Here is a 19,887-nt window from a genome sequence, read left to right as displayed (position 1 = left end):
AAAATGTAAGCATTTTCTTTTTGGGGGAGAGAAATACTTGCATCATGCTTTTTAAGTAAGCCTCATGTTTTTACAACACTCTTAAAGGGGAAATTTATTTAAAAGGAGATGTTATATATGACAGCGACACGCGGTCTAGAAGGGGTTGTAGCAACAACATCATCTGTTAGTTCTATTATTGATGATACCCTTACATATGTGGGGTATGATATCGATGATTTAACAGAGAATGCAAGTTTTGAAGAAATCATCTACTTGCTTTGGCATTTAAGGCTGCCAAACAAAAAAGAGCTTGATGAGTTAAAGCAGCAGCTTGCAAAGGAAGCTGCAGTTCCGCAAGAAATTATTGAGCACTTCAAATCATATTCCCTCGAAAATGTTCATCCCATGGCTGCTCTTCGGACAGCAATTTCATTACTAGGCCTGCTTGACAGCGAGGCTGATACCATGAACCCGGAAGCCAACTACAGAAAGGCGATCCGCCTTCAGGCAAAGGTGCCTGGCCTGGTTGCAGCGTTTTCCAGAATCCGCAAGGGTCTTGAGCCTGTTGAACCAAGAGAAGACTACGGCATTGCCGAGAATTTTCTCTACACTTTAAACGGTGAAGAGCCTTCGCCAATTGAGGTCGAAGCCTTCAACAAAGCATTGATTTTACATGCTGACCATGAGTTGAACGCGTCAACATTCACAGCAAGGGTCTGCGTCGCAACACTTTCTGATATCTATTCAGGCATTACTGCCGCAATCGGCGCACTGAAGGGGCCTCTTCACGGCGGTGCAAACGAAGCAGTCATGAAAATGCTGACAGAGATCGGCGAAGTGGAGAATGTAGAACCTTATGTTCGCGCCAAGATGGAAAAGAAAGAAAAAATCATGGGATTTGGCCATCGCGTGTATAAGCACGGCGACCCGCGCGCGAAGCATCTGAAAGAAATGAGCAAGCGCCTGACCAACCTGACAGGCGAAAGCAAATGGTATGAGATGTCGATTCGCATAGAAGAAATCGTCACATCAGAGAAAAAGCTACCGCCTAACGTTGATTTCTATTCGGCTTCAGTTTATCACAGCCTCGGTATTGACCATGACTTGTTCACACCGATTTTTGCTATAAGCAGAATGTCTGGCTGGCTTGCTCATATTCTTGAGCAGTATGATAACAACCGACTGATCCGTCCGCGGGCAGATTACACAGGCCCTGATAAACAAGCATTTGTTCCGATTGAAGAAAGAGCCTAAAGAACCATTGGAGGCTGGCTTGCGTTAATGAGGTTAGCCTCTTGTTCAGAACATCAAAAGTGGTTTACAATTTAGATTGAATGTTGAGAAAAATCATTTTGTTTTCTATATAGGAAAAATAAAATGTTTTCTAAATATGAATTACATACTGGGAGGTTTTTATTGTGGCACAAGGTGAAAAAATTACAGTCTCTAACGGAGTATTAAACGTACCAAACAACCCGATTATCCCGTTTATCGAAGGAGACGGAACCGGTCCTGATATTTGGAACTCGGCTTCGAAGGTTTTGGAAGCAGCAGTTGAAAAAGCATACAAAGGCGAAAAGAAAATTACGTGGAAAGAAGTTTATGCCGGAGAAAAGGCTTATAATAAAACAGGTGAGTGGCTTCCTGCTGAAACATTAGATGTGATCCGCGAATATTTCATCGCGATTAAAGGACCGTTAACGACACCTGTCGGCGGCGGGATCCGATCATTGAACGTAGCGCTCAGACAAGAGCTTGACCTATTCGTCTGCTTAAGACCTGTAAGATACTTTACTGGAGTGCCGTCCCCGGTAAAACGCCCTGAAGATACTGATATGGTCATCTTCCGTGAAAATACAGAAGATATTTACGCTGGTATCGAGTACGCAAAAGGCTCTGAAGAAGTGCAAAAACTCATCAGCTTCCTGCAAAATGAGTTAAACGTCAACAAAATCCGTTTCCCTGAGACATCAGGTATCGGCATTAAGCCTGTTTCTGAAGAAGGAACAAGCCGTTTGGTCAGAGCTGCCATTGATTATGCGATCGAGCACGGCCGCAAATCTGTAACGCTTGTTCACAAAGGAAACATTATGAAGTTCACAGAAGGCGCCTTCAAAAACTGGGGCTATGAACTTGCTGAAAGAGAATACGGCGAAAAGGTCTTCACATGGGCTCAATATGACCGCATTGCTGAAGAACAAGGAAAAGACGCTGCCAACAAAGCACAAAGCGAAGCGGAAGCAGCAGGCAAAATCATTGTCAAAGACAGCATTGCTGACATCTTCCTTCAGCAGATCTTAACGCGTCCGAACGAATTTGATGTTGTTGCAACAATGAACCTGAACGGAGATTACATCTCTGACGCTCTTGCTGCGCAAGTCGGCGGAATCGGCATTGCTCCTGGAGCGAACATCAACTATGAAACAGGACATGCGATTTTCGAGGCGACGCACGGAACGGCTCCTAAATATGCAGGCCTTGATAAAGTAAACCCATCTTCAGTTATTCTTTCAGGCGTTCTGCTTCTTGAGCACTTAGGATGGAACGAAGCGGCTGATTTGGTTATCAAATCTATGGAAAAAACAATCGCTTCTAAAGTCGTAACTTACGATTTTGCCAGATTAATGGACGGCGCGACCGAAGTAAAATGTTCAGAGTTCGGACAAGAACTGATTAAAAACATGGACTAAGCAAGGAAACAGCCTAAAACTAGTCATAAAGGAGAAGAGAGACATGGGAAATACTCGTAAAAAAGTTTCTGTTATCGGAGCAGGTTTTACCGGAGCGACAACTGCATTTTTAATCGCTCAAAAAGAGCTGGCAGACGTTGTTCTTGTTGACATTCCGCAATTGGAGAACCCGACAAAGGGAAAAGCGCTTGATATGTTTGAAGCAAGCCCAGTTCAAGGCTTTGACGCAAAAATTACGGGTACATCCAATTACGAGGATACAGCGGGTTCTGACATTGTTGTTATTACAGCCGGTATCGCAAGAAAACCTGGTATGAGCAGAGATGATCTAGTCTCTACAAACGAAAAAATTATGAGAAGCGTTACACGAGAAATCGTGAAATATTCTCCTGACTCTATCATTGTGGTGCTGACAAATCCTGTTGATGCAATGACATACGCGGTGTACAAAGAATCAGGTTTCCCTAAAGAGCGCGTAATCGGCCAGTCTGGTGTGCTTGATACGGCAAGATTCAGAACATTTGTGGCAGAGGAATTAAACCTGTCAGTGAAAGATGTGACTGGTTTCGTTCTTGGCGGGCACGGTGACGATATGGTACCGCTTGTGCGTTATTCTTATGCCGGTGGCATCCCGCTTGAAACTCTCCTTCCGAAAGAACGGATTGACGCAATTGTGGAGCGCACCAGAAAAGGCGGAGGCGAAATCGTGAACCTTCTTGGAAACGGAAGCGCGTATTATGCGCCTGCGGCTTCTCTGACAGAAATGGTCGAAGCGATCTTGAAAGATCAGCGCCGCGTCCTTCCTACAATTGCTTATCTTGAAGGGGAATATGACTATGAAGGCATCTACCTTGGTGTTCCTACAATTGTAGGCGGCAATGGTCTTGAGCAAATCATTGAACTTGAACTGACAGACTATGAAAGAGCACAGCTGAATAAATCAGTTGAATCAGTCAAAAATGTCATGAAAGTATTATCTTAATAAAAAGAGAGAAAGGCTTGCTTGATAGAGCCTTTCTCTTTTTACTATAAATGAAAGCGTTATCATTCACTTCTTTATTTCTTTTAAAAATGATGTAAAAGGCGAATTGTCGGAATGTCCTGCTTTCGCTAAAATAAAATCATGAAACATGTTAAGATGACATAAAATAGAGAAATAGGATGTCGGGGAATTATAATACTGGAGGCACAGCATGAACAAGAAAATTTTAGTTGTGGATGATGAAGAATCTATTGTTACTCTTTTACAGTACAATTTGGAACGGTCGGGCTATGATGTCATTACTGCCCCGGATGGGGAAGAAGCACTCAAAAAAGCGGAAACAGAGAAGCCTGATTTGATTGTGCTTGATGTGATGCTTCCAAAACTGGACGGAATCGAAGTATGCAAGCAGCTGAGACAGCAAAAACTAATGTTTCCGATTTTAATGCTGACAGCGAAAGATGAGGAATTCGACAAAGTATTAGGGCTTGAGCTTGGTGCTGATGATTATATGACCAAGCCGTTCAGTCCAAGGGAAGTAAATGCAAGAGTCAAAGCGATTTTAAGGCGTTCGGAAATGGCTGCGCCCTCTAGTGAAATGAAAAACGATGAAATTGAAGGTCAGATCGTAATTGGCGATCTGAAAATCCTGCCTGATCATTATGAAGCGTACTTTAAAGAAAATCAGCTTGAGCTGACACCGAAAGAATTCGAACTGTTGCTCTATTTGGGCAGACACAAAGGCAGAGTGCTGACGAGAGATCTTCTGTTGAGCGCTGTCTGGAATTATGATTTTGCCGGGGATACGAGAATTGTTGATGTACATATCAGCCATCTCCGCGACAAAATTGAAAACAATACTAAAAAACCGATCTATATTAAAACAATTAGGGGATTGGGGTATAAACTGGAGGAGCCAAAAATGAATGAATAAATACCGTGTGCGCCTTTTTTCTGTACTCGTTGTCTGTATGATTCTGGTGTTTAGTGTCCTCGGGCTGTTTTTGCAGCAGCTCTTTGAAACATCTGACCAAAGGAAAGCAGAGGAACACATTGAAAAAGAAGCCAAATACATGGCTTCGCTTCTTGATGCCGGCAATCTGAATGATCAAGCAAATGAGAAAATCATTAAAGATGCAGGCGGCGCGCTTGATGTGAGCGCATCCGTTATCGATACAGACGGCAAGGTGCTGTACGGGTCAAACGGGAGAGCAGCAGATTCTCAAAAGGTGCAAGCGCTTGTTTCTGGCCATGAGGGTGTTCTTTCTACAGCGGATAACAAGCTTTATTACGGACTTTCGCTTAGAAGCGAAGGTGAAAAAACTGGATATGTGCTGCTTTCTGCCTCTGAAAAAAGTTACGGCTTGAAAGGCGAAATGTGGGGAATGCTGACTGCCAGTCTTTGTACCGCTTTTATCGTCATTGTTTATTTTTATTCCAGTATGACCTCACGTTATAAAAGGTCGATTGAAGCAGCGACAAACGTAGCAACAGAACTGTCCAAGGGAAATTATGATGCCAGGACATATGGCGGCTATATCAGGCGTTCTGATAAGCTTGGCCGTGCAATGAACAGCCTTGCCGTTGATCTGATGGAAATGACGAGAACGCAGGAAATGCAGCGGGACCGCCTGCTGACAGTCATTGAAAATATCGGCTCCGGGCTGATTATGATTGATGGAAGAGGCTTTATCAATCTCGTGAACAGGTCTTACGCCAAGCAATTTCATATCAATCCGAATCAGATGTTGCGCCGTCTTTATCATGATGCATTTGAACATGAAGAAGTGATCCAGCTTGTCGAAGACATTTTTATGACGGAGACAAAGAAATGCAAGCTGTTAAGGCTTCCGATCAAGATTGAACGGCGTTATTTTGAAGTGGACGGCGTTCCAATTATGGGTCCGGACGATGAATGGAAAGGAATTGTGCTCGTTTTCCATGACATGACGGAGACGAAGAAATTAGAGCAGATGAGAAAGGATTTTGTGGCTAATGTTTCTCATGAGCTGAAAACGCCGATTACGTCCATTAAAGGGTTTACGGAGACGTTATTGGACGGGGCGATGGAGGACAAAGAAGCGCTCTCTGAATTTCTCTCCATTATTCTAAAGGAAAGTGAAAGGCTACAGTCTTTGGTTCAGGATCTTCTCGATCTCTCAAAAATCGAGCAGCAAAATTTCACGCTAAGCGTCGAAACGTTTGAACCAGCCAAAATGCTTGCTGAGATTGAAACGCTTCTTAAGCATAAAGCAGATGAGAAAGGCATCTCCTTACAACTGAATGTCCCGAAAGACCCGCTATATGTATCGGGAGACCCGTACAGGCTGAAACAGGTATTTCTTAATCTCGTAAACAATGCGTTAACGTACACGCCTGAAGGAGGCTCTGTAACTATCAATGTAAAGTCCAGAGAAAAAGACATTCAGATTGAAGTTGCCGATTCCGGAATCGGAATTCAGAAAGAAGAAATTCCTCGCATCTTTGAACGTTTTTACCGCGTAAATAAAGACAGAAGCAGGAATTCGGGCGGAACCGGCCTGGGCCTTGCGATCGTAAAGCATTTAATAGAGGCTCATGAAGGGAAAATCGATGTCACAAGCGAGCCAGGACGGGGAACGGTCTTTACAGTGACGCTAAAACGGGCCGCTGAACAGTCCGCCTAATGTTTACAAAGGTTTAACAATATCTTCATGCACTGTTAAACCTATGCTGGTAGGATGTAGTAGAACCCCTTCATCCAAGGAGCCAATTTTGACGGCGGGAACCAATTTGAGTTCCCGTCCTTTTTTGTGTCTTCTCCTCAGTTTACGTATTTTCCTTTCAAATTGAACTTTGTTAAAATAAGAGGAGCTAATGATTATGTAAGAGATGAATGGAAGCCTGAAGCTTCTTAGGAGGATATTGAATGACGGAACGAAAAAAATTAGTGCTTGTAGACGGAAACAGTCTGGCTTACCGGGCGTTTTTTGCATTGCCGCTGTTAAGCAATGATAAAGGTATTCATACGAATGCCGTATACGGCTTTGCAATGATTTTAATGAAGATGCTTGAGGATGAAAAACCGACGCACATGCTCGTTGCATTTGATGCCGGAAAAACAACATTTCGTCACGGCACATTTAAAGAATATAAAGGCGGCAGACAGAAAACCCCGCCTGAGCTTTCCGAACAAATGCCATTTATCCGCGAGCTGCTGGATGCCTACCAGGTGAGCCGCTATGAGCTGGAACAATACGAAGCCGATGATATTATCGGCACACTTGCCAAATCGGCTGAAAAAGACGGATTTGAAGTAAAGGTTTTCTCAGGAGATAAGGATTTAACTCAGCTGGCAACAGACAAAACAACAGTTGCCATTACGCGAAAAGGAATTACCGATGTTGAATTTTACACACCGGAGCACGTCAAAGAGAAATATGGGCTTACGCCTGAACAAATCATTGACATGAAAGGCCTGATGGGCGATTCCTCGGATAATATTCCGGGTGTGCCCGGCGTAGGAGAAAAGACAGCGATAAAGCTTTTAAAACAGTTCGATACCGTGGAAAAGCTGCTGGAGTCCATTGACGAGGTGAGCGGAAAGAAACTGAAGGAAAAGCTTGAGGAATTTAAGGATCAGGCATTGATGAGCAAGGAGCTTGCTACGATCATGACGGATGCGCCGATTGAGGTATCCGTTTCCGGCTTGGAATATCAAGGATTTAATCGTGAACAGGTGATTGCCATCTTTAAAGACCTTGGATTCAACACGCTTCTTGAACGTCTTGGGGAAGACAGTGAAGAAGCAGAGCAGGATCAGGCGTTAGAAGAAATTAAAGTCGAAACCGTCACAGACGTAACAAGCGAAATGTTGGTTTCTCCATCCGCGTTTGTCGTTGAACAGATTGGCGACAATTATCATGAAGAGCCGATTCTCGGATTTTCGATCGTAAATGAAACGGGATCTTATTTTATTCCGAAAGACATTGCTGTGGAGTCTGAGGCGTTTAAAGAATGGGCGGAAAATGACGAGCAGAAGAAATGGGTTTTCGACAGCAAGCGGGCTGTTGTCGCTTTGCGCTGGCAGGGCATTGATCTGAAAGGGGCGGAATTTGATACGCTTCTTGCAGCTTATATCATCAATCCGGGCAATTCATATGATGACGTTGCGAGTGTGGCCAAGGATTACGGCCTGCATATCGTATCAAGCGACGAATCGGTTTACGGCAAAGGAGCAAAACGGGCGGTGCCGTCAGAAGATGTACTGTCTGAGCACCTTGTCCGAAAAGCGTTAGCGGTTCAAAGCCTCCGGGAAAAGCTCGTTCAGGAGCTGGAGAACAACAATCAGCTTAAACTGTTTGAAGAGCTCGAAATGCCGCTTGCGCTTATTCTCGGCGAAATGGAATCAACTGGCGTCAAGGTCGATGTGGACCGTTTAAAACGGATGGGTGAAGAACTGGGTGCGAAGCTGAAGGAATATGAAGAAAAAATCCATGAAATTGCAGGAGAGACGTTTAATATCAATTCTCCGAAACAGCTCGGCGTCATCTTGTTTGAAAAGATCGGCCTGCCTGTCGTGAAAAAAACAAAAACAGGCTATTCAACGTCTGCAGATGTACTGGAAAAGCTGGCAGACAAGCATGATATTGTCGACTATATTTTGCAGTACAGACAAATTGGCAAGCTTCAGTCGACATATATTGAAGGGCTTTTAAAGGTGACGAGACCGGATTCGCATAAAGTGCACACACGCTTTAACCAGGCTTTAACGCAAACAGGCCGTCTCAGCTCGACTGATCCGAATCTGCAAAACATTCCGATCAGGCTTGAAGAAGGGCGTAAAATCCGCCAAGCTTTTGTTCCGTCTGAAAAAGACTGGCTCATTTTTGCAGCCGATTACTCACAAATTGAGCTGCGGGTGCTTGCCCATATTTCAAAGGATCAAAATCTTATCGAAGCTTTTACAAATGATATGGATATTCATACGAAAACGGCAATGGATGTATTCCATGTTGCCGAGGATGAAGTGACATCTGCGATGAGACGCCAGGCGAAAGCGGTCAACTTTGGCATCGTATACGGCATCAGCGATTACGGGCTGTCACAGAACCTTGGCATTACCCGGAAGGAAGCCGGAGCATTCATCGACCGCTATTTGGAAAGCTTCCAAGGCGTAAAAGCGTACATGGAAGATTCAGTTCAGGATGCGAAGCAAAAAGGATACGTGACAACGCTCATGCATCGCCGCCGCTACATTCCTGAGCTGACGAGCCGAAACTTTAATATCCGCAGTTTTGCGGAGCGGACGGCGATGAATACGCCGATTCAAGGAAGCGCCGCTGATATTATAAAAAAAGCCATGATTGATATGGCTGCCAAGCTGAAAGAAAAACAGCTGAAAGCAAGACTGCTGCTTCAAGTACACGATGAATTGATTTTTGAGGCGCCGCAGGAAGAAATTGAAATTCTTGAAAAGCTTGTTCCTGAAGTGATGGAGCATGCGCTTGCATTAGATGTGCCGTTAAAGGTGGACTTTGCATCTGGCCCATCTTGGTACGATGCGAAATAAACAGAGATAGGAAGTGATGGATGTGCCGGAATTACCAGAGGTTGAAACGGTCCGGCGCACTCTGACCGGGCTTGTAAAGGGAAAAACAATCAAATCGGTAGAGATCAGATGGTCGAATATCATCAAACGGCCTGCCGAACCGGAGGAATTTGCGCGAAATCTAGCAGGAGAAACCATAAAGTCTATCGGAAGACGGGGAAAGTTTTTGCTGTTTCATTTAGATCATTATGTCATGGTTTCCCACCTTCGAATGGAAGGGAAATACGGGCTTCATCAGGCGGAGGAGCCAGACGATAAACACGTGCATGTCATATTCACGATGACAGATGGAACCCAGCTTCGTTACAGGGATGTGCGGAAGTTTGGAACCATGCACTTATTTAAACCGGGAGAGGAAGCGGGCGAGCTCCCTCTTTCTCAATTAGGGCCGGAGCCGGATGCAGAAGAATTTACGAGTGCATATTTAAAAGAACGGCTTGCCAAAACAAACCGTGCTGTCAAAACCGCCCTACTGGATCAAAAAACAGTTGTCGGACTCGGGAACATTTACGTGGATGAGGCTCTTTTCAGAGCGGGTGTCCATCCTGAGACGAAAGCAAATCAATTATCAGACAAAACAATCAATACACTTCACGCTGAAATCAAAAACACCCTGCAGGAAGCGATTGACGCAGGCGGCAGCACAGTCCGTTCGTATATCAACTCCCAAGGGGAGATCGGAATGTTCCAGCTGCAGCATTTTGTGTACGGAAAAAAAGACGAGCCGTGCAAAAATTGCGGAACGATGATTTCAAAAATTGTCGTCGGAGGCAGAGGCACGCATTTTTGCGCGAAGTGCCAGAAAAAAAAGTAGCATAATGCTTCATCGTCCAAGCTGTCGGTGCATATATCAGTAACTCTGTAATAGAGGATGCCATTTTCGAAACACGGATTTTTCACTTTTCCATATATATGTTGTGATGAATCCCGGGCATTTTACATCTGATACAAGAGCACCAACAGAAAGGAAGAAACGGATATGCAAATGGTTTCTATACTGCTGCTGGCGTTGGCTGTCAGCTTGGACAGTTTTTCAGTCGGATTTACGTACGGATTGAGAAAAATGAAAATACCGTTTAAAGCGATTTTGGTTATTGCCTGCTGTTCCGGTGCTGTCATGTTTATATCCATGCTGATCGGAAGCTTTCTCACAAAGTTTTTTCCTGTATATGTAACGGAGAAGCTTGGCGGTTTAATATTGGTCGGAATCGGTGTATGGGTTCTGTATCAATTTTTCAAACCGGCAAAAGACAAAGAATACTTATTGCATGAAAAAACACTGCTTAATTTAGAGGTTCGGTCATTAGGGATTGTCATTCATATTTTGAGAAAACCTATGAGTGCGGATATTGACAAATCGGGTGTGATCAATGGAATTGAGGCGGTCTTATTGGGATTTGCCTTATCGATTGATGCCTTCGGAGCAGGTATAGGCGCAGCCATTCTCGGTTTTTCCCCGATTGTGATGAGCATTGCCGTGGCAATCATGAGTTCGCTGTTTGTATCAATTGGAATCAATGCCGGCCATTTTCTGTCTAAGTGGAAATGGATCGATAAAATGGCGTTTTTGCCGGGGCTTCTGCTGATCACGATTGGGCTCTGGAAATTGTAAAAAGGAGTGGATCTCTTGACCTTAGTCATTGGTTTAACGGGAGGGATAGCTAGCGGCAAAAGCACGGTAGCCAATATGCTGATTGAAAAAGGAATAACAGTTATAGATGCAGATATCATTGCAAAACAAGCGGTAGAAAAAGGGATGCCGGCCTACCGGCAAATCATTGACGAATTTGGTGAAGACATTCTGCTCCCAAACGGTGATATAGATAGAAAAAAGCTTGGGGCACTGGTTTTTACAAATGAACAAAAGCGTCTTGCTTTAAATGCAATTGTTCATCCCGCAGTCAGGCAGGAAATGCTTAAGCGCCGTGATGAAGCCATTGCAAATCGGGAGGCATTTGTTGTATTAGATATCCCGCTATTGTTCGAAAGTAAATTGGAATCATTAGTTGATAAAATTATAGTGGTCAGTGTCACAAAAGAGCTTCAGCTGGAACGTCTGATGAAGCGAAACCAGCTGACGGAAGAAGAAGCGGTCAGCCGAATCAGCGCTCAAATGCCTTTAGAGGAAAAAAAAGCAAGAGCAGATCAAGTCATCGATAACAGCGGCACGCTCGAAGAGACCAAACAGCAGATTGATGAAATTATCAACAGCTGGGCATAATACAAAACACCGTTCAATATGAACGGTGTTTTTTGTCATTAAAAATCAAAGTTGTCTGGGTCAGGGCCGACGCGCAGGTTTTCATTCAGCGCATCGATTCGGTTCATGTCCTCCTGTGTTAACTCAAAGTCAAACACGCTGGCATTTTCTTTAATGCGGTGTTCCTTCGTTGATTTAGGAATCGTAATGATGCCATGCTGCAGATCCCAGCGCAAAATGATTTGTGCTACAGATTTGTTATATGTTTGAGCGATGTCTGCTAAGACAGGGTGATCCAGCAGCTGTCCCTGCATTAAAGGTGACCAAGCTTCCATCTGGATGCCTTGTTTTTGGCAGTATGCCATCAGCTCTTTTTGTGTAAGACGCGGGTGAAATTCCACTTGGTTGATCATAGGCTTGATTTCAGCAGCCGTCATCAGGTCTTCAAGATGATGGATTTGGAAGTTACTCACGCCGATTGCTTTGACACGGCCTTCTTTATATAGAGCTTCAAGCGCTCTCCACGCTTCTTTATATTTTCCATCTACAGGCCAGTGGATAAGGTATAGATCTAAATAATCCAGACCGAGTTTTGACAGGCTTGTTTCAAATGCGGCGAGTGTTTCCTCGTAGCCTAAATCCGCATTCCATACTTTTGAAGTAATAAACAGATCCTCTCTTGAGATGCCTGCTTCTTCAATGCCTTGCCGAAGCCCTTCTCCGACTCCAGCTTCATTTCCGTAGATAGCGGCAGTATCAATACTGCGGTATCCATGAACAATGGCGGTTCTAATGGCGTTTACCAGTTCAGATCCTTCTTCCACTTGGAATACGCCGAGGCCGAACCAAGGCATTCTTACTCCGTTATGAAGTGTTGCTGTTGCTTGTAAATGTGTTGTCATGTTGATTTCCTCCTTTAAAATTGTCAGGCTTCCTGCTGATCCCGTTTTTCCATCAAGCGGCTCAAGCCTGTTAAGATGACTGCGCCGACCACCATTAATCCGCCGATCCAAGCGGTATGAATCAATCCGATTGAATCGGTGATCACACCTCCAAGATATGAGCCAAGCGCAATCCCTGCATTAAAGGCAGCGATATTCATCGCGGATGCGACGTCAACTGCACTTGGGACAAAACGCTCAGCCAGCATGACGACATACACCTGAAGGCCGGGCACATTCATAAAGGCCAGCAATCCCATACAGAGAATGGTGATGAGGCCTGCTGTTTGATATGGAGCCGTAAATGTCAGCGTAAACAGAACGAGTGCCTGTACGATAAACATATAAAATAAAGCGGCAATTGGATTTCGATTTGACAGCTTTCCGCCCATCATATTGCCGATTGCAATGGCAATTCCGTATCCGAGCAGGATTACTGCAACAGTTCCGGCTTTGAAGCCTGTTACTTCCTGAAGCAGTGGAGACAGGTACGTGAATACAACGAATGTTCCTCCGTATCCAAGAGCTGTAATGACAAATAAAAGTAATAACCGGCCGTTTGTCACAAGCTTCATTTGATCCCGCATCGTTGTTTTCGTCCCTTTTCGTAATTTGGACGGGACAAGAATGCCATTGGTAATGAAAGCAATGATTCCGACTGCGATAATGACCATAAAGGCAAAACGCCAGCCGAGCTGCTGGCCGATAAACGTGCCGAAAGGAACTCCGGTTACTGTTGCTACAGTGAGGCCTGTAAACATGATCGAAATTGCGCTAGCCCTTTTATCCTCTGGGACAATATCCGCTGCGATGGTCGAACCGATCGACATAAACACACCGTGAGAAAAAGCTGATATCACACGTGCTGCTAATAATATCCCGATGCTTGAAGCGGTAGCTGCCATCGTATTCCCGGCAATAAAAATCAACATGATCCAAAGCAATAGCGTCTTACGTGACATGCCTGAGGTCAATGAAGTTAATATAGGCGCACCGAATGTAACGCCAAGCGCATAAAGGGAAACGGTCAATCCCGCTGTTGTGACAGGAATGTCCAGGTCATCAGAAATTAGCGGCAAAAGGCCGACGCTGATAAATTCGGTTGTTCCTATGGCGAATGCACTTACGGCCAAAGCCAGGAGTGCAGGAATGCTGCTTTTATTGGCTGAAGTCATCATGTTCCTCCTTTGTGTAATGTGTTGTATGATTGAAATTCTGCCGAGTAAGCTATATAAATAAAAAGAGCAGATTCAAATCAGCCGGCAAATGTGATTATGAAAGATATCGTCAAAAAAGAAAAGTACGTACTTTTAAGTGCTATAGTCACTTTTTGGTGCCTGTAAGGAGAATGAACGGTATGGAGAAGAAAAAATATAATATCTCTGTGGAAGCGACTCTTGAAGTGATCGGCGGGAAATGGAAATGCGTCATTTTATGCCACCTGACGCACGGAAAAAAACGCACGAGTGAATTAAAGCGCCTGATGCCTAACATCACGCAAAAAATGCTGACCCAGCAGCTGCGTGAGCTCGAAGCGGACGGTGTCATTAACCGGATCGTGTACAATCAGGTTCCTCCCAAAGTGGAATACGAGCTCAGCGAATACGGCCGCAGCTTAGAAGGGATTTTAGACATGCTGTGTGCTTGGGGAGCGAATCATATCAACAGAGTGTACGGGGATACATTTTCTGTATTAGAAGAAAGTGTGCTCAATGATAAGTTAAAACAGGAATCATAAAAAAATGAGAGCAGTCAGTGCGGAGCGCTGGCTGTTTTTTTGGTTCTTACGCCTAATTTTGTGTGCAAGAAAACATATAATGCATCATAAATTAGCGTTGTAATCGTTGATTTTTATCAATATGTACTGGCGAATTCGATTTAATGTGTTATACTAATTACAGATGACAACAAATTAGAATGGCATAATTGATAAGGGGTGTCCAACATGAAGGTAAAAGTAGCGATCAACGGGTTTGGAAGAATCGGAAGAATGGTTTTTAGAAAAGCAATGTTAGACGATCAAATTCAAGTAGTGGCCATTAACGCCAGTTATTCTGCAGAAACGCTGGCTCATTTAATAAAGTATGACACAAATCACGGCAGGTACGACAAAGAGGTTGTGGCTGGTGAAGACAGCCTGATCGTGAATGGAAAGAAAGTGCTTTTGTTAAACAGCCGTGATCCAAAACAGCTGCCTTGGCGGGAATATGATATTGACATTGTCGTTGAAGCCACAGGGAAGTTTAATTCAAAAGATAAAGCGATGGGTCATATTGAAGCGGGTGCGAAAAAAGTCATTCTGACTGCTCCGGGAAAAAATGAAGACGTTACCATTGTGATGGGAGTAAATGAGGACCAATTCGACGCCGACCGTCATGTCATTATTTCAAATGCATCATGCACGACTAACTGCCTTGCGCCAGTTGTAAAAGTGCTGGATGAACAATTTGGCATTGAGAGCGGGCTGATGACCACAGTTCACGCATATACGAATGACCAGAAAAACATTGATAATCCTCACAAAGATTTGCGCCGGGCGCGGGCATGCGGTGAATCCATCATTCCGACGACAACAGGAGCGGCAAAGGCGCTTTCGCTCGTGCTGCCGCATCTGAAAGGAAAGCTTCACGGCCTTGCCTTGCGCGTCCCTGTTCCGAACGTCTCACTGGTTGATCTCGTTGTCGATCTGAAAACAGATGTAACGGCTGAAGAGGTAAACGAGGCATTTAAACGGGCTGCCAAAACTTCAATGTACGGCGTTCTTGATTATTCAGATGAACCGCTCGTTTCGACTGACTATAATACAAATCCGCATTCAGCAGTCATTGACGGGCTAACGACAATGGTAATGGAAGACAGAAAAGTAAAGGTGCTCGCATGGTATGACAACGAATGGGGCTACTCATGCAGAGTCGTTGATCTGATCCGCCATGTAGCGGTACGAATGAAACATCCGTCTGCTGTATAAAATAAGGTCATGGACGCTTTTTGAAGAAAAAACCCTTAACAGCATATTTCTGAAAAAACGCACCTTGCAAATTAGACTTAAACACAGTATACTATTTTTCGTGAACTTCTTGCTTGAGACTGTTTCGGAATTACTTAAAGGGTTAGGACCTCTCCGGACTAACTTTCCCCCGTGGTAAATGGCCGACCCAGTTGTTGGAATTTCACTTTTTAATTCTTGTTAAGGGGGGTCCATGACTATGGAAACAATGGGGCGTCACGTTATCTCCGAGCTATGGGGATGCGATTTTGATAAGCTGAATGACATGGATTTTATTGAAAAAACGTTTGTAAATGCTGCTCTAAAATCAGGTGCTGAGGTGCGCGAGGTTGCATTTCACAAATTTGCACCGCAAGGCGTAAGCGGAGTTGTGATTATTTCTGAATCACACTTAACAATTCACAGTTTTCCTGAGCACGGATATGCGAGCATTGATGTTTATACTTGTGGAGACTTAGATCCTAATGTTGCTGCTGACTATATCGCAGAGGCATTACATGCTGATACAAGAGAAAACATTGAAATACCAAGAGGAATGGGGCCTGTGCAAATTAAACAGGCGCAAGCGAAAGTACTATAGTTAATACGAACACAAAGGGAGCTGAAGCTAAAAGCCATTATGCGCTTTTTAGCTTATGCTCCTTTTATTTTTATAAAGAAACAAAGGCAGTCAGCTTTTTCTTTTTTCATTTTTTTTGTAAAATAAGAAAGAGATTTTCACAAACCACCTGATGCTGTAGATACAGTTTTACACAACGGCTCTCCCGACAGATGCTGTCACATCTATTTTAAAAAGGCGGAGGCTGCCGAAAATACATTGCAGGGAACGAAATAGTTGGGAGCTGATTTTATTGAAATGTCCTTCATGCCAGCATAATGGAACGCGAGTCCTTGATTCACGGCCTGTGGATGACGGAAAATCGATTCGCCGAAGACGCGAATGTGAATCCTGCCACTACCGGTTTACGACCTTTGAGAAAGTGGAGGAAACCCCGCTCATCGTCGTAAAAAAAGAAGGTGTGCGTGAGGAATTCAGCCGAGAAAAAATGCTGCGCGGCCTCATAAAAGCATGCGAAAAAAGACCTGTTTCACTCAAAATGCTTGAAGACATGTGCTTTGATATTGAAAAAGAACTTCGCAATCAAGGCTGCTCTGAGGTGAAAAGCGAGCTTGTCGGAGAAATGGTGATGGACCGGCTGGCCAAGATTGATGAAGTCGCATATGTGCGGTTCGCGTCAGTCTATCGGCAGTTTAAAGATATAAACGTCTTTATCGACGAATTAAAAGACTTAATAAAGAAAGAGCGTTAAAAGAGCTAAGAGGATTCTTCTAGCTCTTTTCTCATGTGCAAAATTGGCATTTGATAGATATGAGAAACGGTGTAAAATGAAAGGTAGAAACAAATTCGGAAGGTTTGAGATGTATGGCTGACTATTGGAAAGATGTACTGCCTGTAGATCCGTATGTGGTCAAAAGCAGATCAATGCTGCAGGATATAGACAGACAAATTATCACACAACTGTATCAGCCCTTAATCGGCCCTGTTGCATTCTCTCTTTATATGACATTATGGGGAGAGCTTGAACAAAACCGTTTGTGGGGCGGAGAGTCCACACATAGACAGCTGATGGGGATGACACAGTCCAACTTAAAAACGATCCATCAGGAACAGGGGAAGCTCGAAGGCATCGGATTGCTGAAAGTATATATGAAGGAATCCGAGCGGCAGGAGCGCCTCTTTATATATGAACTCCTTCCGCCGCTCAGGCCAAATGATTTTTTTGAAGATGGAATGCTGAATGTTTTTCTGTACAATAGAGTCGGAAAAACAAAATATCAGCAATTGAAACAATTTTTCACGCACCCGGCCATTTCAGAAGATGCGAAGGACATTACGCGGCCGTTTAATCATGCGTTTGAATCGCTGCAGCCGAGTGAATGGAAGCTCACATCTGATATGGAGGAAACGGTGAGACTTGCGCAGGGTGCAGAGTATACTTCTGTCGGACAGGCTCCGTCCTACACCATAACAGAGGATGTGTTTGATTTTGATTTGTTTTTAGCGGGTCTATCTGAGACGATGATTCCGAGAAAAGCGATGACCCAGCAGGTGCGGGACACAATCAAAAAGCTTTCTTATCTTTACGGCATAGATCCTTTGCAGATGCAAAATGTCGTGATGAGCGCGATTGATGAGCGTGACGTCATTACAACGGAGGCTTTACGAAAAGCGGCCAGTGACTGGTATCAAATCGAAAGAAACGGCCAGCTGCCTGACTTAGTGGAAAAAACACAGCCGGTGCATCTGCGTGAAGGCGAAAAACCGGCGGAAGGGGAATCACTGGACGGAAAGCTGATTGCATTGCTTGAGACGATTTCTCCGAAGAAGCTTCTCCAGGACATTGCCGACGGAACAGAGCCGTCAAAAGCTGATCTGAAAATCATAGAAGAAATTATGTTTGAACAGAAGCTCGAGCCCGGCGTTACAAATGTGTTAATTTATTACGTCATGCTGAAAACCGACATGAAGCTGTCGAAAAACTATATCCAAAAAATCGCGTCGCATTGGGCGCGCAAAAAGGTAAAAACGGTCAGAGAAGCGATGAAGCTTGCGATAGAAGAAAACCGCCAATACCTTGAATGGGCTGAAGGAAAAGCAAATCAGCCTTCGAAACGAAACCAAAAAGTGATTCGCGAAGAAAAACTTCCTGACTGGATGAAAGAAAAGCAGACAGCGTCCGAGTCAGAGTCCGGACAGCAGAAGCTGCAACCGCAGGATTTGGAAGAACAGAAGAAAAAGATGATGGAAGAAATGGAAAAACTGAAAAAATACTCTGCCTATTAAAGACAGAGATGCGGGGTGAAGTAATAGATGGAACCAATCGGCCGTTCCCTGCAGGGCTTAACCGGCAGACCGGATTTCCAAAAACGTCTTGAACAAATGAAGGAAAAAGTCATGAAGGATCAAGATGTTCAGGCATTTTTGAAGGAAAACGAAGAAATGATTGATCAAAAAATGATCGAAAAGAGCTTAAATAAGCTTTATGAATATATCGGACAAAGCAAGAAGTGCTCCTATTGTTCAGAAGATGAAGATTGCAACAATCTGTTGGAGGGCTACCATCCGAAGCTTGTTGTCAATGGCCGTTCTATAGATATCGAGTATTATGAATGTCCTGTCAAACGGAAGCTAGACCAGCAGAAAAAACAAAAGTCTCTTATGAAAAGCATGTATATCCAGCAGGACCTTCTCGGCGCGACATTTCAGCAGGTTGATATCAGTGATCCGAGCAGGCTCGCGATGTTCCAGCATGTTACGGATTTTCTGAAAAGCTATAATGAGACGGGAAAAGGGAAAGGACTGTATTTATACGGGAAATTCGGGGTAGGAAAAACGTTTATGCTTGCTGCGATTGCCAATGAACTGGCTGAAAAAGAGTATTCCTCCATGATCGTATATGTGCCCGAATTTGTGAGAGAGCTCAAGAATTCGCTTCAAGACCATTCATTGGAAGAGAAGCTCAATATGGTCAAAACAACACCTGTATTAATGCTTGATGACATCGGAGCGGAATCAATGACGAGCTGGGTAAGGGATGAAGTCATCGGAACGGTGCTTCAGCACAGAATGTCCCAGCAGCTGCCGACGTTCTTTTCTTCTAATTTTTCACCTGATGAGCTAAAGCATCATTTTACGTATTCGCAAAGAGGAGAAAAGGAAGAAGTAAAAGCGGCAAGACTGATGGAGCGGATATTATATTTGGCTGCTCCAATCCGTCTTGACGGAGAAAACCGCCGCCATCCGTAATCGCTGCGGTTCAAAGGGGAAGGAACTGAGTGTATGAAACGAAAAACCGCTCTTAAATGGCTGACAGTGCTGGCCGTTGCAGGTTTAATCTTTTGGGGAAATAAAAGGTATTTGAATCTATCACCGAAAGAGATCAGGGTTTGGGTATTATCGTTCGGGGTCTTTGCACCGCTGATGTTTATCGGGATATCCATCGTCAGACCTCTTGTTTTATTTCCCGTTTCTGTTATTTCTATAGCGGGCGGACTTGCGTTTGGCCCGCTTCTCGGCACGCTTTATACGTTATTCGGTTCGATGTGCGCCTCAGCTGTATCGTTTTTTGCGGCCGGTTTGTTTGCGGCGAAAAAGACCGGCCATTACGAAAAGCTGGAAGCCATTCAGAAGCAAATGGAGGATAACGGATTTTTTTATATCTTTCTTCTGAGGATCCTGCCGATTAATTTTGATTTCGTCAGTTATGCGGCAGGTCTTTCCAATGTCAAAGCGCTGCCGTATTTTGCGGCGACGGCCGCGGGAATCATCCCTGGGACCATTGCGCTTAATGTGCTGGGGGCGAGCTTTTTGGCTGGAAATCTGCCCGCTTTCTATATGGTGCTCGTATTGTATATCGTGTTTATCTCGCTGCCGTTTATCTTCAGAAAGAAAATGCAAAACTTGTTCCAGGAATCAAATTAAGATTTGCCAATG

Annotated in this window: 17 protein-coding genes and 1 pseudogene; 16 read left to right on the top strand and 2 right to left on the bottom strand. The window is 44.2% G+C overall.

The annotated features are described in order from the left end of the window. Positions 1–117: 117 nt before the first annotated feature. The 9 genes and pseudogenes from citZ to coaE all read left to right on the top strand — a co-directional run bounded on the left by citZ (position 118) and on the right by coaE (position 11,465). Positions 118–1,236 (top strand): citrate synthase, encoded by a 1,119-nt coding sequence (citZ, locus tag M0696_RS14595; RefSeq protein ID WP_166849747.1) that lies wholly within the window; start codon positions 118–120, stop codon positions 1,234–1,236. Positions 1,237–1,400: 164 nt separating this feature from the next. Continuing rightward, complete coding sequence (icd, locus tag M0696_RS14590; RefSeq protein ID WP_166849750.1) at positions 1,401–2,672, top strand: NADP-dependent isocitrate dehydrogenase; 1,272 nt, start codon at positions 1,401–1,403, stop codon at positions 2,670–2,672. A gap of 43 nt (positions 2,673–2,715) precedes the next feature. After that, positions 2,716–3,654 (top strand): malate dehydrogenase, encoded by a 939-nt coding sequence (gene mdh, locus M0696_RS14585; RefSeq protein ID WP_222143325.1) that lies wholly within the window; start codon positions 2,716–2,718, stop codon positions 3,652–3,654. Positions 3,655–3,865: 211 nt separating this feature from the next. Beyond that, a complete protein-coding gene (phoP, locus tag M0696_RS14580; RefSeq protein WP_222143324.1) occupies positions 3,866–4,588 on the top strand; it encodes a two-component system response regulator PhoP in 723 nt (240 codons plus the stop codon). Beyond that, positions 4,581–6,320, top strand: a complete 1,740-nt coding sequence (gene phoR / locus M0696_RS14575; RefSeq protein ID WP_222143323.1) for a sensory box histidine kinase PhoR — start codon at positions 4,581–4,583, stop codon at positions 6,318–6,320. Before phoP ends, phoR begins: the two co-directional genes overlap by 8 nt. A 242-nt stretch (positions 6,321–6,562) precedes the next feature. Beyond that, positions 6,563–9,205 carry a DNA polymerase I gene (polA, locus tag M0696_RS14570; protein WP_222143322.1) on the top strand — a complete coding sequence of 881 codons (2,643 nt, stop codon included), beginning with the start codon at positions 6,563–6,565 and terminating at the stop codon, positions 9,203–9,205. 22 nt (positions 9,206–9,227) lie between these two features. Next, positions 9,228–10,058 carry a DNA-formamidopyrimidine glycosylase gene (gene mutM, locus M0696_RS14565; RefSeq protein WP_222143321.1) on the top strand — a complete coding sequence of 277 codons (831 nt, stop codon included), beginning with the start codon at positions 9,228–9,230 and terminating at the stop codon, positions 10,056–10,058. 147 nt (positions 10,059–10,205) lie between these two features. Continuing rightward, positions 10,206–10,856, top strand: a pseudogene (ytaF, locus tag M0696_RS14560) (sporulation membrane protein YtaF); the annotation flags it as partial. Positions 10,857–10,871: 15 nt separating this feature from the next. Beyond that, a complete protein-coding gene (coaE, locus tag M0696_RS14555) occupies positions 10,872–11,465 on the top strand; it encodes a dephospho-CoA kinase (protein ID WP_166849786.1) in 594 nt (197 codons plus the stop codon). Positions 11,466–11,503: 38 nt separating this feature from the next. Here coaE and ytbE read toward each other — a convergent pair whose 3' ends face one another. Both ytbE and M0696_RS14545 read right to left on the bottom strand, forming a co-directional pair. Next, the gene (gene ytbE, locus M0696_RS14550) at positions 11,504–12,346 is read right to left on the bottom strand and encodes an aldo/keto reductase YtbE (RefSeq protein ID WP_222143320.1); all 843 of its coding nucleotides are present in this window, start codon (positions 12,344–12,346) and stop codon (positions 11,504–11,506) included. 23 nt (positions 12,347–12,369) lie between these two features. After that, entirely contained in the window at positions 12,370–13,560 is a 1,191-nt protein-coding gene (locus tag M0696_RS14545; protein WP_222143319.1) for an MFS transporter, read from the bottom strand. 182 nt (positions 13,561–13,742) lie between these two features. Between M0696_RS14545 and M0696_RS14540 the strand changes: the two genes are divergently transcribed. The 7 genes from M0696_RS14540 (at position 13,743) to M0696_RS14510 (ending at position 19,875) form a co-directional block, all read left to right on the top strand. Beyond that, positions 13,743–14,123 (top strand): winged helix-turn-helix transcriptional regulator, encoded by a 381-nt coding sequence (locus M0696_RS14540; RefSeq protein ID WP_003229458.1) that lies wholly within the window; start codon positions 13,743–13,745, stop codon positions 14,121–14,123. Positions 14,124–14,330: 207 nt separating this feature from the next. Continuing rightward, positions 14,331–15,353: a glyceraldehyde-3-phosphate dehydrogenase gene (locus tag M0696_RS14535; protein ID WP_166849792.1), complete on the top strand. Its 1,023-nt coding sequence runs from the start codon at positions 14,331–14,333 to the stop codon at positions 15,351–15,353. A gap of 238 nt (positions 15,354–15,591) precedes the next feature. Continuing rightward, a complete protein-coding gene (gene speD / locus M0696_RS14530) occupies positions 15,592–15,972 on the top strand; it encodes an adenosylmethionine decarboxylase (RefSeq protein WP_003223584.1) in 381 nt (126 codons plus the stop codon). A 271-nt stretch (positions 15,973–16,243) separates the two neighbouring features. Further along, positions 16,244–16,702: a transcriptional regulator NrdR gene (gene nrdR, locus M0696_RS14525; RefSeq protein WP_019259145.1), complete on the top strand. Its 459-nt coding sequence runs from the start codon at positions 16,244–16,246 to the stop codon at positions 16,700–16,702. A 113-nt stretch (positions 16,703–16,815) separates the two neighbouring features. Further along, on the top strand, positions 16,816–18,237 hold the full coding sequence (gene dnaB, locus M0696_RS14520) for a replicative helicase loading/DNA remodeling protein DnaB (RefSeq protein ID WP_222143318.1): 1,422 nt from the start codon (positions 16,816–16,818) through the stop codon (positions 18,235–18,237). A 27-nt stretch (positions 18,238–18,264) separates the two neighbouring features. Then, positions 18,265–19,200, top strand: a complete 936-nt coding sequence (gene dnaI / locus M0696_RS14515; protein WP_222143317.1) for a primosomal protein DnaI — start codon at positions 18,265–18,267, stop codon at positions 19,198–19,200. 33 nt (positions 19,201–19,233) lie between these two features. Beyond that, entirely contained in the window at positions 19,234–19,875 is a 642-nt protein-coding gene (locus M0696_RS14510) for a TVP38/TMEM64 family protein (protein WP_222143316.1), read from the top strand. Positions 19,876–19,887 lie beyond the last annotated feature (12 nt).

Origin of the sequence: Bacillus rugosus, assembly GCF_023238245.1 — a bacterium.
GTDB lineage: Bacteria > Bacillota > Bacilli > Bacillales > Bacillaceae > Bacillus > Bacillus rugosus.
This window is presented reverse-complemented; position numbering and strand designations above follow the sequence as displayed.